Genomic DNA, 14,407 nt, shown 5'->3' with positions numbered 1-14,407 from the left:
GCCTTACCGCCGCGTCACGCCCCCAGGGTCACGCTCCCAAGACGGTGTCGGCCAGAAGCTTGAGGTTGAGCGCCACGATCAGCGCGGCGATGGCCCAGGACAGGCCCTTGAGCCAGCCCGGGATGACGAGGGCGCCCATCTTCGCCGGATCCGAGACGAAGCGCACGAGCGGGATCACCGCGAAGGGGAGCTGCATCGAGAGCACGACCTGGCTCAGCACCAGGAGCTTGGCGGTGCCCTGGTCGCCGTAGAGGGCCGTGACCGCGACGACCGGCACGACCGCGACGGCGCGGGTGAGGAGGCGGCGCAGCCACGGGGCGAGGCGCAGCCGCAGGAATCCCTCCATGACGATCTGACCCGCGAGGGTCGCGGTGACCGTGGAGTTGAGGCCCGAGGCGAGCAGCGCCACCGCGAACAGGGTCGAGGCCAGGCCGACCCCGAGGAGCGGCGAGAGCAGCTCGTGGGCCTGCTCGATCTCCTCGACATCCGTGCGCCCGGCCGCGTGGAACACGCTCGCCGCCATGATCAGGATCGCCGCATTCACGAACAGCGCCAGCATGAGGGCGATGGTCGAATCGGTCACCGCGAAGCGCAGGGCCGCCCGGCGCCCGGCCTCGGTGCGCGGATAGGCCCGCGTCTGCACGATGGCGGAGTGGAGGTAGAGGTTGTGGGGCATCACGGTCGCGCCGAGGATGCCGATGGCGATGTAGAGGGCGGCCGGATCGGTGACGATGGTGGGGCTCGGCAGGAAGCCGGCGAGCACCGCCCGCACCGGCGGGGCGGCGAGCGCGATCTGCGCGCCGAAGCAGAGGAAGATGATCGCGAGGAGCGCGATCACGAAGGCTTCCAGCGCCCGGAAGCCCCGCTGCATCAGGACCAGGATCAGCAGCACGTCGAGGGCCGTCAGGATCACGCCCCAGAGGAGCGGCAGGCCGAAGAGCAGCTTCAGGGCGATGGCGGTGCCGATCACCTCGGCGAGGTCGCAGGCGATGATCGCCGTCTCGCAGGCGGCCCAGAGGGCGAGGCCGACCGGTCGCGGATAATGGTCGCGGCAGGCCTGGGCGAGGTCGCGGCCGGTGGCGATGCCGAGCCGGGCGGCGAGGGCCTGCAGCACGATTGCCATCAGGTTCGACAGCAGGATGACGGCGAGCAGCGTGTAGCCGAAGCGGGCGCCGCCCGCGATGTCGGTGGCCCAGTTGCCCGGGTCCATGTAGCCGACCGAGACCATGTAGCCTGGTCCCAGGAAGGCCAGGAGGCGCCGGAGCCAAGTGCCCGAGCCCGCGACCGCCACGCTCCCGTTCATGCGCCCGAGGCTCGGCTCCGTCCCGAGCTTCCCGAATTGCCACGCCGATCCGTCCCGCATCCGTCCCGCGCTCCTGCTGCGGCACCATATATAGCCTTTGCTATAATCAATCGACAAGGCTGGATCGGGATGCCGGAGGGACGGAATGCCCCGGGGCCCGCGGGGGGGGGGGTGCGGCCTCCGGTCAGTCCCGCCGCTCGCGAAAGAAATCCCGCAGCAGGGCCGCCGCCTCGGCCTCGCGCAGGCCGCCATAGACCTCGGGGGCGTGATGGCAGGTGGGCTGGGAGAACAGCCGCGGCCCGTTCTCGACGGCGCCGCCCTTGGGATCGGCGGCGGCGAAGTAGAGCCGGCGGATGCGCGCGAAGCTGATCGCCCCCGCGCACATGGCGCAGGGTTCGAGTGTGACGTAGAGGTCGCAGCCCGCGAGCCGCTCGTCGCCGATCGCCTGACAGGCGGCCCGGATCGCCAGGATCTCCGCATGGGCGGTCGGGTCCCGCAGGGCCCGCGGGCGGTTGCCCGCCACCGCGAGCACGGTCCCGCCGCGCATCACGACCGCGCCGACCGGCACCTCGCCGGCCGCCGCTGCGGCGCGGGCGGCCTCGAAGGCGAGCCCGAGGGGATCGGGGCGGATCCGGGTCTGCGGTTCTGACGATTCGCCCATCGGCCCCGCTCGCGCAAAGGAATCCGCTCTGGTATCAGGCACGTATGAGCGACAGCAACGACCACGAGCCCCGCGGGCCCAGGCGCCGCCGCGGGACGGGCGAGCCTGACCCGGCTCCGGCTCCCGCACCGGCCCCTTCCGAGCCCGAGCGCATCGCCAAGGTCATCGCGCGGGCGGGCATCGCCTCGCGGCGCGACGCGGAGGCGATGATCCTGGAGGGACGGGTGACCCTGAACGGCGAGACCCTGACCTCTCCGGCCGTGAATGTCGGCCCCAACGACCGGATCACCGTCGACGGCGAGCCCCTGCCCGTCCGCGAGCGCACGCGGCTGTGGATCTTCCACAAGCCGCGGGGCGTGGTGACGACGGCCCGCGACCCGGAGGGCCGCCAGACCGTGTTCGAGATCCTGCCCGAGGATCTGCCGCGGGTGGTGGCGGTCGGCCGGCTCGACATCAACACCGAGGGGCTCCTGCTCCTCACCAATGACGGCGGCCTCGCCAAGGTCATCGCCCATCCGGAGACCGGCTGGCTGCGCCGCTACCGGGTGCGGGCCTATGGCGACATCGACCAGGCGCAGCTCGACCGGCTGCGCGACGGCGTCACCATCGACGGCATGGAGTACGGCCCGATCGAGGCCTCCATCGACCGGCAGCAGGGCGACAACGTCTGGCTGACGCTCGGCCTGCGCGAGGGGAAGAACCGCGAGGTCAAGCGGATCCTGGAGCATCTCGGCCTCTCGGTGAACCGGCTGATCCGGCTCTCCTTCGGGCCGTTCCAGCTCGGCGATCTGGAGGTCGGGCTGGTCGAGGAGGTGCGCACCAAGGTGCTGAAGGAGCAGCTCGGCACTGCGCTCGCCGAGCAGGCGGGCGTCGACTTCACGAGCCCGGTACGCGAGCCGATCGCGCCCTTCGGCTCGCCGAAGGGCGCCAGGAAGACGGCGGCCGCGACCGCCCAGGCCCCGCAGGGGCGCGGCGAGGGGCGGCCTGCCCGCGGCGAGCGCCCGGCGTGGGGCGAGCGACCGATGTGGGGCGAGCGCCCCGCCAGGGGCGGACGCGATCCCGCGCGGCCGCAATTCGGGCGGGCGCCCGGTCCGGGCACGCGGCCCGAACGGAGCCGGACGCCGGAGGCCGGCCCGGCGCCGCGCCGGATGGTGTGGCGCGATCCGGAGGCCGAGGCCGCAAGCGAGGCGCGGCCGCGGGTGCGGCGGCGCAGCAGCGATCCCAAGGAGGCCCGGGCCGCGGCGGCCGAGCGCCCGCGCGAGCGGGTCGGCGCCATCGCGTCGGGCGAGCGCCGGGTAGTGGTCGAGCGGCTCGTGGCGGAGCCCGCCCCCGAGCCGAGCCGGCCCCCTCGGCCGGAAGGCCGGCTTCGGCCCGAAGGTCGGCCCCGGCCCGAAGGTCGGCACCGGCCGGAAGGCCGACAGGAGGGCGAGCGGCCCGCGCGGGCGGAGCGCCCCGACCGGGCACCCCGCGCCCGCGAGGAGCGCCCGGCGCGGCGTCCGTACGCCGAGGGGGCGGCGCCCGAGCGGCGCGGCCCGAAGGGCGGCTTCGGAGGCGGCCCGCCGGGCTCCGGCAAGGGCGGTTTCGGCAAGGGCGGCTTTGCCAAGAGCGGCGGCCGGTCCGGCCCGGGCAAGCCGGCCGGCAAGGGCGGAGCCCGGCCGGGCGGCGCTCCGGGCGGGCGGGGCCGCGCGGGTCCGTCCGCGGGGGCCGGCCGTCCGGGCGGCGGACCGCCGCGTGGAGGGCCGCCGCGCGGGGGGCGCCCGCCACGCGGGCACTGAGCCGTGCGGATCGTCGGCGGCGCCCTGCGGGGCCGCGCCCTGACGGGGCCGCGCAGCGACGCGATCCGGCCGACCTCGGACCGCCTGCGCGAATCCGTCTTCAACGTGCTCGCCCATGCCTATGACGATCCGGTCGCGGGCGCGCGGGTGCTCGATCTCTTCGCTGGGACGGGGGCGCTCGCCTTCGAGGCGCTGTCGCGGGGAGCCGCTTTCGCGCTGATGGTGGACGAGGGCGCGGAGGCGCGGGGCGCCATCCGCGGCAATGTCGAGGCGCTCGGCCTCGGAGGCGTGACACGTCTCTTCCGCCGCGACGCGACCCGGCTCGGTGCGGCTCCGCCGGGCGAGCCGTTCGGGCTCGTCTTCTGCGACCCGCCCTATGGGCGCGACCTCGCCCCGAAGGCACTGGAGGCCTGCCGGGCGGGCGGCTGGCTCGCGCCGGGGGCGCTCGCGGTGGTCGAGGAAGCCGCCAACGCCCCGCTGGCGCTGCCGCCGGGTTTTTCGGAGCTGGAACGCCGGACCTACGGCGACACCCAGGTGGTGTTCGGCCGGTTCGAGGGCTGATGCAGCGCCGTGTTGCGTCACCCCGCGCTGCCAGCGCCAATTCCGGACCCGCTCAGCGCCTCAGCATCTCCTCCAGCACGGGCGCGAAGACGCTTGCGGCGACGCCGGCCCCGATACGGCCCCGGTAGGCGGTGCCGATCCGCTCGGCCCCGAGCACGGCGGTGTGGATGCCGACCAGCGCCGCGCCGCCGTCCGGCTCCAGCAGCAGGACGGGTGCACCGGACTCGCCCGAGCCGGACTCGCACAGATCCGTGAGCTGACCGCGGACGGGCGCGTCGATCCGGACCGCGCAGCCGCGATGGATCACCGGCAGGTAGGGCCGGTCGAAGGCGTAGCCCGCCACCGCCATCACGGCGCCGGGCAGGCCGCCCGGCAGGTCCGCGCCGGGCAGGACGCGCCAGGGCACGGGCTTCAGGTCGGGCAGCGCGTCCCTCAGGGTGATGATCGCCCAGTCGCGCCGGATCATCTCTTGGGCGATTCCTTGGGCGATGCCCTGAGGCGCAGGGCGGGCCTCGCGGCGCAGGTCGAATTCGGGGGCGATCCGCAGGGCCTCGGCGACGGCATGCCCGGCGAAGCGGTCGCGGGCCTGGCCCGCGACGAAATGGACCTGATGCGGCTTGACCCAGCCGTTCAGGCGCTCGTCGAACAGGCAATGGGCGGCGGTGAGCACGTGGCGCGGGCCGACCAGCGTGCCGGTGCAGTGGCCGCGATGCGCCGGGCCCTTCACCACGTTCACCCGCCCGATGGCGGTGAAGGGCCAGGATGCGGGCTCGAGCGGCACCCGGCGGTCGGCGGGAGGCTCCTGCGCGAGGGCCGGGAGCGCCAGGAGGACGGATCCGGCCCAGGCCAGGCGGCAACGGATCGACAGGGTCACGCAGCGGCCTCCCGCGGGCGTCGGTCAAGCCCGCGGGATTATCCTCGGGCGGTGCGACAGATCGAGGACGGGGGCTTGAGCCCGCCGGGATCGAGCCCCGGCGGGCTCAAGCCCGGTAGGCCTCGCCGTCGAGCCCGTGCGGGCGGCCGGCATCGAGGAGCGTCGCCCAGACCGGATCGGGCAGCGGCACGCCCTCGGCAAGGCGCTGCGCCCGCGTGCGGCGCTCGGGCTCGCCGGGGAGCAGCACCTCGCCGTCCGGCGAGGCCGGGCGGGCGCTCTTGAAGAAGTCGAGATAGGTGCGGGTCTCGGCGGCGATCGCGTCGCCCGAGCCGAAGGCCTCCGGCGTCAGGTAGATCGACAGCATCCCGTTGCAGAACCGCTTCGGGCCGGGGCCGGCCGTGCCCGATCCGGTGAGCGCGCCCGCGATGAGTTCGCACATCAGCGCCAGCCCCGAGCCCTTGTGCTCGCCGAAGGCCCGGATCGCCCCCTCGCCCCGGCGGCTGTCGCGCTCCGCCGTGCCCTCGATCGGGCCGAACAGGGTGCGGGGATCGCGGCTGAGCCGCCCGTCGGGCTCGATCAGCACGCCCTCGGGCAGCGGCTTGCCGCCCTGCGAGGCCACCAGCACCTTGCCCTCGGCCACCGCCGAGGTGGCGAAGTCGAGGATGATCGGCTCGGCCCCGGCGACCGGAAAGCCCGCCGCGAAGGGGGCGGTCGAGAAGCGGCGATCCACCGAGCCGAAGGGCGCGACGAGAAGGCTCCCCGCCACGTTGACGAAATGCACCGAGACGAGGCCGGCGGCGGCGGCCTGCTCGGCCCATTCGCCGATCCGGCCGAGATGGCCGGCATGGCGCAGCGCCACGATGGCGACGCCGTTCTGCCGCGCCCGGGCGATGCCGAGTTCCGTGGCGAAGGGGCCGGCGGTCTGGCCGAAGCCGTAATGCGCGTCGACCAGCACGAAGGCCGCGCTGTCGCTCACCACCTCGGGCGCGCGGTCCGCCACGACCTCGCCCGCGCGCAGCCAGCCGACGTAGCGCGGCACCCGGATGACCCCGTGGCTGTCGTGGCCGGTCAGGTTCGCGGCGACGAGATAGCGGCCGATTCGCCCGGCTTCCTCCGCCGAGCAGCCCTCCCCCACGAAGATGTCCCGGACGAAGGCCGTGAGGCCCGCGGCGGCGATGAGCATGAAATCCTCCCGATGGTCAGTGCCGATGTCGTCCCGGCTCTCCCCGCAATAGCGAACCATGCCGCACCCTCCAAGCGCCGCATGGCCGAGTTTCCGCAACGCACAATCAAAGACAGGCCGGACGATCCGCTAATTTTCGCGCTCCGGGGGTGGACATGGCAGCGCTGCCGGTGTCCTATCCGCGACAACAACCGGGCCTCGACACCGGAACCATCGGGAGGAAGACCTCATGAGGACGACGCGTCGCGTTTTCCTGGGCGGCGCCGCATCCGCGGTGATTGGTAGTATGGCGGGTCCGGGGCTGATCCGGTCGGCCTGCGCGCAGGGCGCCGGCTCGACCGTGCGGATCGGCATGGTGCTGCCCGTGACCGGCCCCGGGGCGGATGCGGGGCGCTTCGCCCTCAACGGCGCCAAGCTGGCGCTGGAGGCGGTCAACAAGGCCGGCGGCGTGCTCGGCAAGCCGCTCGAGATCGTCACCGAGGACGACCAGACCACCAATCCGGGGGCGGTGCTCGCCTTCTCCAAGCTCGCCTCGCAGAGCGACCTCGTCGGGTTCCTCGGCTCGATCCGCTCGACCCAGAACCACGCCATGGCGCCCGACATCCTCAAGACCGGCAAGCCGGTCTGCTTCGGCGGCACCGACCCGGTGCTGACCCAGATGGGCAACCCGTGGCTGTTCCGCTTCCGCCCGAACGACAGCTATTCGGCCCGGGTGATCGCGGATTTCGGCATCAACACGCTCGCCAAGAAGAAATGGGCGGTGATCCACTCCACCGACGCCTTCGGCACGAGCGGCGCCAAGGCGCTGACCGAGGCGCTCGGAAAGGCCAGCGCGAGCGTCGCCCTCGACCAGGGCTACTCGAACCAGAGCCAGGACTTCACGCCGGTGGTGCTGGCGATCCGCCAGTCGGGCGCCGAGATCATCGGCTCCTACTTCACCTTCGAGAACGACCTCGGCATCTTCGCCCGGCAGCTGCGCCAGCTCGGCGTGACCGTGCCCTGGGTCGGCTCCCCCTCGATCACCAACGTGACGGCGCTGAAGCTCGCCGGCCCCTCGCTCTACGGCACCTACGGGGTGGCCGACTACGCGGAGGATTCGAGCGAGGCGGCGCGGGCCTTCGGCAAGGCCTACCGGGCCGCCACCAAGATCGCCCCCGACAACCAATCCTCCTGGACCTATGACGCCGTCACGGTGCTGGCCCTCGCCATCAACAAGGCCGGGAAGACCGACCCGCAGGCGATCCGCGAGGCGCTTTTGTCCGTGCGCGGCCACGAGGGGGCGGAGGGCACCTACAACTTCGACAAGAACGGCGACGGCCTGCACGGCTACAACGTCGTGAAGAACGACAAGGGCACCATCACCTTCGACAAGCGCATCGACTTCTACCAGGGCTGAGCGCCCGCCGCCGGCCCGCCGCCATGGCGGGCCTTTCCCCCTCACCGGTCGCGGGCGGATCGCATGGACCTCGTCCTCCAGCTCCTCTTCACCGGAATCGGCATCGGCGCCGTCTACGCCCTGGTGGCGCTCGGCTTCGTGCTGATCTTCCGCGCCACCAACGTGGTGAACTTCGCGCAGGGCGAGTTCTCGATGGTGGCGGCCTTCCTGATGGTCGTCTTCGCGGTCGACCTGCAATGGCCCTACTGGCTGTCCTTCCTGCTCGCCATCGGGGGCATGGCGGTCCTGGGCGCCCTGTTCAACCTCGGCGTCTACTATCCCTTGCGCCACCGCACCTACCTGCCGGTGATCATCTCGACCATCGGCGCCTCGATCTTCCTCGCCAACACCACGCTCGCCCTCTACGGGCCGCAGCCGCAGGTGCTCTCGCCGGTCTTCGAGACGCAGGGGATCCTGCTCGGGCCGGTCTTCCTCGACAGCCAGTACCTGCTGATCATCGCCGTCACGGCTTTGCTCGTCGCCTTCCAGTACTGGTTCTTCGAGCACACGCTCCTCGGCAAGAAGCTGCAGGCCACCTCCCAGGACAAGGAGATGGCGGCGCTGCTCGGTATTCCGGTCGCCGGGATGATCATGCTGACCTTCGTGTACAGCGCAGTGCTCGGGGGCATCGCCGGCATCCTGGTGGCGCCGGTGCTGTTCGTGTCGATCCAGATGGGAGCGACGATCGCACTGAAGGCCTTCGCGGCCACCATCATCGGCGGCTTCGGCGACGTCACGGGAGCGATCATCGGCGGGCTCGCCCTCGGCATCATCGAGACCTTCGGGGCGGCCTACGTCTCGGTGCCCTACAAGGACGCCTTCGCGTTCATCGTCCTCGTCGCCTTCCTGACCTTGAGGCCCCAGGGGCTGTTCGGCGAACGCATCGCGGAGAAGGCATGACCGGCTCTCCCCTTCCCCAGGCGGGCCTCGCGGCCCCGCCCACCCCCGCCGCCCGCCGGCTGCCGCTCGGCTCCCTCGTCTACGCCCTGGTGGCGGCGGGCCTCGTCGCGCTCGCCGTGACGATGCCGGTCAACGGCTATCTCCTCAACATCCTGATGCAGGCCGCGACCTACGCGATCGCGGTGATCGGGCTCACCGTCGTGCTGGGGCTGTGCGGGCAGATCAACCTCGCCCAGGCCGCCTTCTTCGGGCTCGGCGCCTACGCGGTCGGGCTCGGCACGGTCGATCTGGGCGTGAGCTTCTGGATCTGCCTCGCGGCGGGGCTCGCGGCCGCCCTGGTGGCCGGCGCGTTTCTCGGCGCCTCGACCCTGCGGCTCGGCGGCCACTACCTCGCCATGGTGACGATCAGCTTCCAGCAGATCCTGACCCTGGTGCTGGTGAACTGGATCCCGGTCACGCACGGGCCGGACGGGGTGCCGCGCATCCAGCGCCCGGCCCTGTTCACGGACGGCCAGGCCTATCTCGGCCTGTGCCTCGCGGTGCTCGCCGTGGTGGCCTGGATCGTGTGGCACATGCCGCGCACGCGGCTCGGCCGCGCCATGCGGGCGGTGCGCGACAACGAGCTCGCCGCCGGCGTCACCGGCATCGACGTCTACCGCACCAAGGTGATGGCCTTCGCGATCGGGGCGCTGCTGGCGGGGCTCGGCGGCGGGCTCTTCGCCGGCGGCTTCACCTATGTCAGCCCGGACCAGTTCTCCTTCGCCGAATCCATCGTCTTCCTGACGATGGCGCTCCTCGGCGGCGTCGGCTCGCCGGCCGGCGCCGTGATCGGCACGGGGCTGCTCATCCTCATTCCCGAATGGCTGCGCTTCCTGAAGGAGATCCCGGGCCTCTACCTCGCGATCTACGGCCTCGCCGTGATCCTGATCGTGGTGTTCATGCCGGAGGGCATCTGGGGCTTCCTCGGCGACCAGGTGCGCCGCCTGCGCCCGCGCCGCGCGCCGGCCGGCCGCGCCGATGACCTCGTCCTCACGCAGGGCCCGGCGAGCCCGGCCCCGATCCTCGAGGTCGAGGGCCTCTCGAAGCATTTCGGCGGCCTCAAGGCCGTGGACGAGGTCTCGTTCACGGTGACCCGCGGGGGCATCCACGCGCTGATCGGCCCGAACGGGTCGGGCAAGACCACCACCCTCAACGTGCTCTCGGGCCTCTACCGGCCGAATGCGGGCCGCGTGCGCCTCGACGGGCAGGACATCACCCATGCCCCGCCCCACGCGCGGGCGGGGGCGGGGCTCGGGCGCACCTTCCAGAACATCCGCCTGTTCCGCTCGATGAGCGCGCTCGAGAATGTCGAGATCGGCGCCGAGCGGCCGGACAACCCGCTCGCCGGGCACGACCGGGCCGCCCGCGAAGCCCGGGCACGCTCGGCGCTGGCCTTCGTGGGGCTGGAGGCGCGGGCCGACGAGCCGGTCTCGGCCTTCTCCTACGGCCATCAGCGGCTGATCGAGATCGCCCGGGCGCTCGCCGGCAACCCGGTGCTGCTCCTCCTCGACGAGCCGGCGGCGGGCCTCAACAGCACCGAGAAGGGGGCGCTCACCGGCCTCTTGCGCCGGGTCGCCGCCAAGGGCGTCACCATCCTCATCATCGATCACGACATGACGTTGGTGAGCGACGTCGCGAGCCACATCACGGTGCTGAATTTCGGCCGGCACATCGCCGACGGCGTCGCCGCGACCGTGCTGCGCGAGCCCGCCGTGGTCGAGGCCTATCTCGGCCAGGAATCGGCCGGGATGCGCGACCCGGGCCTGCGCACCGACCTGGAGCGGCATCCGTGACGGATGCCGCTCCAGGTTTCTGAGTTTGCCGCATTTTCTGCGACGAACCGGGATCCGCTTCGTCGGAAAATGCTCTTGCGCCCACCTGAGGAGGGATCGATGGCGCTGCTCGAGATCCGCGACCTGACCGTGCGCTACGGCGAGATCGAGGCCGTGCGCGGCGTGTCCTTCTCGGTGGAGGCGGGCGAGGTCGTGACCCTGCTCGGCTCCAACGGGGCCGGCAAGTCGACCACCCTCAAGACCATCTCGGGGCTGGTGAGACCGGCGGGCGGCGAGATCCTGTTCGAGGGGCAGTCGCTCAAGGGCCTCAAGCCCGAGGAGATCGTCCGGCGCGGCGTCGCCCATGTGCCGGAGGGCCGCCGCGTCTTCCCGGGCCTCACCGTGCGCGAGAACATCATGCTGGGCGCCTCGAACCGGACCGGCCTGTCGGCGCGGCAGATCCGGGAGGAGGCGGACGGCATGTTCGAGCTCTTCCCCGACATCCGCCGCTTCGCCGATGCGCTCGGCTGGACGCTCTCGGGCGGGCAGCTCCAGATGGTGGCGCTCGCCCGCGGGCTGATGGCCAAGCCCCGCATCCTGCTCCTCGACGAGCCCTCGCTCGGACTCGCGCCGGTGATCGTGCAGGCGGTCTTCTCCATCATCGCCGAGGTGCGCCGCCGCGGCACCACCGTGCTCCTGGTCGAGCAGAACGCCCGCATGGGTCTCTCGGTCGCCGACCGCGGCTACGTGCTGGAGACCGGGCAGCTCGTGCTGAGCGGCTCGCCGGACTCGCTCTGGGCCAACGACGACATCCGGGCGGCCTATCTGGGCGGGCGGGCGAAGGCCGCGGTCGGGTAGGACCAACCCCGCGCCACCTGCCATGCCGAGGAGATGATCATGTCCGCCGCAACCGCCCTGCCGCAGACCTCGCCCCGCACCGTACGGCTGAGCCCCGAGGACAACGTCGTGGTGGCGGTCGACGCCATCGCACCCGGCGACCGGGTCGAGGGCGTGACGGCGGCAGCCCGCGTGCCGAAGGGCCACAAGATCGCGACCGCGCCGATCCCCGAAGGAGCGCCGATCCGCAAGTTCGGGCAGGTCATCGGCTTCGCGAGCCGGGCGATCGCCCCGGGCGACTGGGTGCATGAGCACAATGTCGGCCTCGGGCAGGCCAAGGGCGACTTCGCCCGCGACTACCGCTTCGCCGAGGAGGCCCGCGAGACGCCGATGATCCCGGAGGCGGAGCGCTCCACCTTCCAGGGCTACCGCCGGGCCGATGGGCGGGTCGGCACCCGCAACTACATCGGGGTGCTCACCTCGGTGAACTGCTCGGCCTCGGTGGCGCGCTTCATCGCGGAAAGCGTGCGCCGCTCCGGCCTCCTCGACGACTACCCCGCCATCGACGGGATCATCCCCCTCGTCCATGGCACCGGCTGCGGCTACGACATCCAGGGCGAGGGCAGCGAGATCCTCAAGCGCACCCAGTGGGGCTATGCGGCGAACCCCAACATGGGCGGCGTCATCATGGTGGGCCTCGGCTGCGAGGGTTTCCAGATCGACCGCTGGAAGCGCGCCTACGGCATCGCCGAGAGCGACACCTTCCGCAGCTTCACCATCCAGGAGACCGGCGGCACCCGCCGGAGCGTCGAGGCCGGCGTTGCGGCGATCCGCGAGATGCTGCCCGCCGCCGCCGCGGTCCGGCGCGAGACCGTGCCGGCCTCCGAACTCGTGCTCGCGCTCCAGTGCGGGGGCTCGGACGGCTATTCGGGCATTACGGCGAACCCGGCCCTCGGCGCCGCCGTCGACCGGCTGGTGGCGGAGGGCGGCACCGCGATCCTGTCCGAGACGCCCGAGATCTACGGGGCCGAGCACCTGCTCACCCGCCGCGCCGCGAGCCGCGAGATCGGTGAGAAGCTCGTCGGCATGATCCGCTGGTGGGAGGCCTATACGGCCCGCCACGGCGGCGAGATGAACAACAACCCCTCCCCCGGCAACAAGGCCGGCGGGCTCACCACCATCCTGGAGAAGTCGCTCGGGGCCGCCGCCAAGGGCGGCACCACCCGTCTCAACGGTGTCTTCCACTACGCCGAGCCCGTCACCGCCAGGGGCTTCGTCTACATGGACACGCCGGGCTTCGATCCGGTCTCGGCCACCGGGCAGGTGGCGGGCGGCGCCAACATCCTGTGCTTCACCACCGGACGCGGCTCGGCCTATGGCTGCAAGCCCACGCCCTCGATCAAGCTCGCCACCAACTCGGAGATCTATCGCCGCATGGAAGAGGACATGGACATCAATTGCGGCGATGTCCTCGACGGGGTGACGATCCGCCAGAAGGGCGACGAGATCTTTGCCAAGATCCTCGCGGTCGCCTCGGGCGAGCGTTCCAAATCCGAGGCGCTCGGCTACGGCGATGCCGAATTCGTGCCCTGGCAGATCGGCGCCGTGATGTAGGCGCGGGCGTCAAACCGCGTTATGGCCCGCCCGGGGCCCGGAGAAGAGGCCCCGAACAAAGGCTCGGCGAACGGGGCCCGGGAGCAACGCGGTCATGACACAGGATGCAGCCGGCGGGAGCGATCTGACCCGCCGCCAATGGATGATGACGGTGCTGGCGAGCCTCGGCGGCGGGCTCGAATACTACGACTTCATCGTCTATGGCATCTTCGCGAAGGACATCGCGGCCGCCTTCTTCCCGGCGAGCGATCCGGTCGCGTCATTGACCCTCTCGCTCGCGGTCTTCGCCGTGGGCTACCTCGCCCGGCCCCTCGGCGGCATGGTGCTGAGCCATTTCGGCGACCGCTCCGGGCGCAAGACCGTGTTCGTGGTCACGGTCTTCACCATGTCGGCCTGCACCTTGGGCATGGGGCTCGTCCCGCCATACGCCTCCTGGGGGGTCGCCGCGACGCTCCTCCTCGTCACCCTCCGCTTCGTGCAGGGCCTGTGCATCGGCGGGGAACTCCCGGGCGCCATCACCTTCGTGGTCGAGACCGCCGCGCTGAGGCCCGGCTTCGCCTGCGGCATCGTCTTCTGCCTCGTCAACAGCGGCGTGCTGCTCGCCGCCCTCGTCAACCTCGCCCTGCAATCCTGGCTGCCCCCCGCCGCCATGGCCGATTATGGCTGGCGCATCGCCTTCGTGCTCGGCGGAGTCCTGGGCCTGGTGAGCTTCTGGCTGCGCCGCACCCTCGAGGAGACGCCCGAGTTCCTGCGGCTGCGCCACATGGCAGCCCGCAGCCCGGTCGGCGAGGTGCTGCGCCTCCACCGCCGCGCGGTTCTGACCGGCATCGGCATCGTGGCGCTCACGGCGGGCTTCAACGGCCTCCTGTTCGCGCACATGCCCGCCTATCTGGGGCAGGTGCTGCACTACGAGCGGCAGACCATCGCGCTCGCCATGAACGTCGCTCTCCTTGCGATGTCCGCCTCGCTGCTCGCCGCCTCCTGGTTCGCCGACCGGATCCCGCCCCGGCGGCTGATGCAGGCCTCGGCCCTCCTGCTCCTGGTCGCGGTGCTGCCGATCTATCAGGTGCTGGCGCGGGGCAACGCGAACCTGTTCCTGGTGCTGCCGCTCCTCACCGTGGCGGTGGCGGGCGCGAATGGCAGCTTCGCCTATCTGCTCGCCGGGCTCTTCCCGACGCGGGTGCGCTTCAGCGGCGTCGCGCTCTCGCTCAATCTCGGCTTCACGCTGCTCAGCGGCCTCGGGCCTCTGGCGGCGAACGCGCTCGTGGGCGCCACCGGCTGGCTGGCTGCGCCCGGCCTCCTCATCGCGGCCGTCGCCCTCGTCGGGCTCCTCACCGCGTGGCGGCTCGGCGACAGGCCGGCGGAGATCGCAGCGGCGGTGCCGGCCTCCGGCTGAAACCAGCAGTGGATGCCGCCCGGGCCGCCCTGGTGCGGCGGCCGAGGCGACGCTAAG

12 protein-coding genes are annotated in these 14,407 nt (G+C 72.2%); 8 read left to right on the top strand and 4 right to left on the bottom strand.

The window, feature by feature from the left end:
• Positions 1 to 28: 28 nt before the first annotated feature.
• Positions 29 to 1,363 carry an Nramp family divalent metal transporter gene (locus tag MNOD_RS31115; protein ID WP_015932933.1) on the bottom strand — a complete coding sequence of 445 codons (1,335 nt, stop codon included), beginning with the start codon at positions 1,361 to 1,363 and terminating at the stop codon, positions 29 to 31.
• Positions 1,364 to 1,487: 124 nt separating this feature from the next.
• Positions 1,488 to 1,964 carry a nucleoside deaminase gene (locus MNOD_RS31110; RefSeq protein WP_015932932.1) on the bottom strand — a complete coding sequence of 159 codons (477 nt, stop codon included), beginning with the start codon at positions 1,962 to 1,964 and terminating at the stop codon, positions 1,488 to 1,490.
• Positions 1,965 to 2,008: 44 nt separating this feature from the next.
• On the opposite strand from MNOD_RS31110, the gene MNOD_RS31105 reads away from it, so the two are divergent.
• Positions 2,009 to 3,739, top strand: a complete 1,731-nt coding sequence (locus MNOD_RS31105) for a pseudouridine synthase (RefSeq protein WP_015932931.1) — start codon at positions 2,009 to 2,011, stop codon at positions 3,737 to 3,739.
• 3 nt (positions 3,740 to 3,742) lie between these two features.
• Positions 3,743 to 4,300 carry a 16S rRNA (guanine(966)-N(2))-methyltransferase RsmD gene (rsmD, locus tag MNOD_RS31100; protein ID WP_015932930.1) on the top strand — a complete coding sequence of 186 codons (558 nt, stop codon included), beginning with the start codon at positions 3,743 to 3,745 and terminating at the stop codon, positions 4,298 to 4,300.
• A 52-nt stretch (positions 4,301 to 4,352) separates the two neighbouring features.
• Here rsmD and MNOD_RS31095 read toward each other — a convergent pair whose 3' ends face one another.
• Both MNOD_RS31095 and MNOD_RS31090 read right to left on the bottom strand, forming a co-directional pair.
• Positions 4,353 to 5,174 (bottom strand): trypsin-like serine peptidase, encoded by an 822-nt coding sequence (locus tag MNOD_RS31095; RefSeq protein ID WP_015932929.1) that lies wholly within the window; start codon positions 5,172 to 5,174, stop codon positions 4,353 to 4,355.
• A 106-nt stretch (positions 5,175 to 5,280) separates the two neighbouring features.
• Entirely contained in the window at positions 5,281 to 6,357 is a 1,077-nt protein-coding gene (locus tag MNOD_RS31090; RefSeq protein WP_043752577.1) for a malate/lactate/ureidoglycolate dehydrogenase, read from the bottom strand.
• 229 nt (positions 6,358 to 6,586) lie between these two features.
• Between MNOD_RS31090 and MNOD_RS31085 the strand changes: the two genes are divergently transcribed.
• From MNOD_RS31085 to MNOD_RS31060, 6 genes are all read left to right on the top strand, one after another.
• Positions 6,587 to 7,753 (top strand): ABC transporter substrate-binding protein, encoded by a 1,167-nt coding sequence (locus MNOD_RS31085; protein ID WP_015932927.1) that lies wholly within the window; start codon positions 6,587 to 6,589, stop codon positions 7,751 to 7,753.
• Between the two features lie 63 nt (positions 7,754 to 7,816).
• Positions 7,817 to 8,692: a branched-chain amino acid ABC transporter permease gene (locus MNOD_RS31080; protein ID WP_015932926.1), complete on the top strand. Its 876-nt coding sequence runs from the start codon at positions 7,817 to 7,819 to the stop codon at positions 8,690 to 8,692.
• Positions 8,689 to 10,524, top strand: a complete 1,836-nt coding sequence (locus MNOD_RS31075) for a branched-chain amino acid ABC transporter ATP-binding protein/permease (RefSeq protein WP_015932925.1) — start codon at positions 8,689 to 8,691, stop codon at positions 10,522 to 10,524. Before MNOD_RS31080 ends, MNOD_RS31075 begins: the two co-directional genes overlap by 4 nt.
• 99 nt (positions 10,525 to 10,623) lie before the next feature.
• Positions 10,624 to 11,361 carry an ABC transporter ATP-binding protein gene (locus tag MNOD_RS31070; RefSeq protein ID WP_015932924.1) on the top strand — a complete coding sequence of 246 codons (738 nt, stop codon included), beginning with the start codon at positions 10,624 to 10,626 and terminating at the stop codon, positions 11,359 to 11,361.
• Between the two features lie 39 nt (positions 11,362 to 11,400).
• Positions 11,401 to 12,954 carry a UxaA family hydrolase gene (locus MNOD_RS31065; protein WP_015932923.1) on the top strand — a complete coding sequence of 518 codons (1,554 nt, stop codon included), beginning with the start codon at positions 11,401 to 11,403 and terminating at the stop codon, positions 12,952 to 12,954.
• Positions 12,955 to 13,048: 94 nt separating this feature from the next.
• Positions 13,049 to 14,350, top strand: a complete 1,302-nt coding sequence (locus MNOD_RS31060) for an MFS transporter (protein ID WP_015932922.1) — start codon at positions 13,049 to 13,051, stop codon at positions 14,348 to 14,350.
• The last annotated feature ends 57 nt before the right edge of the window (positions 14,351 to 14,407 follow it).

The sequence above is a fragment of the Methylobacterium nodulans ORS 2060 genome, assembly GCF_000022085.1.
Lineage (GTDB): Bacteria > Pseudomonadota > Alphaproteobacteria > Rhizobiales > Beijerinckiaceae > Methylobacterium > Methylobacterium nodulans.
This window is presented reverse-complemented; position numbering and strand designations above follow the sequence as displayed.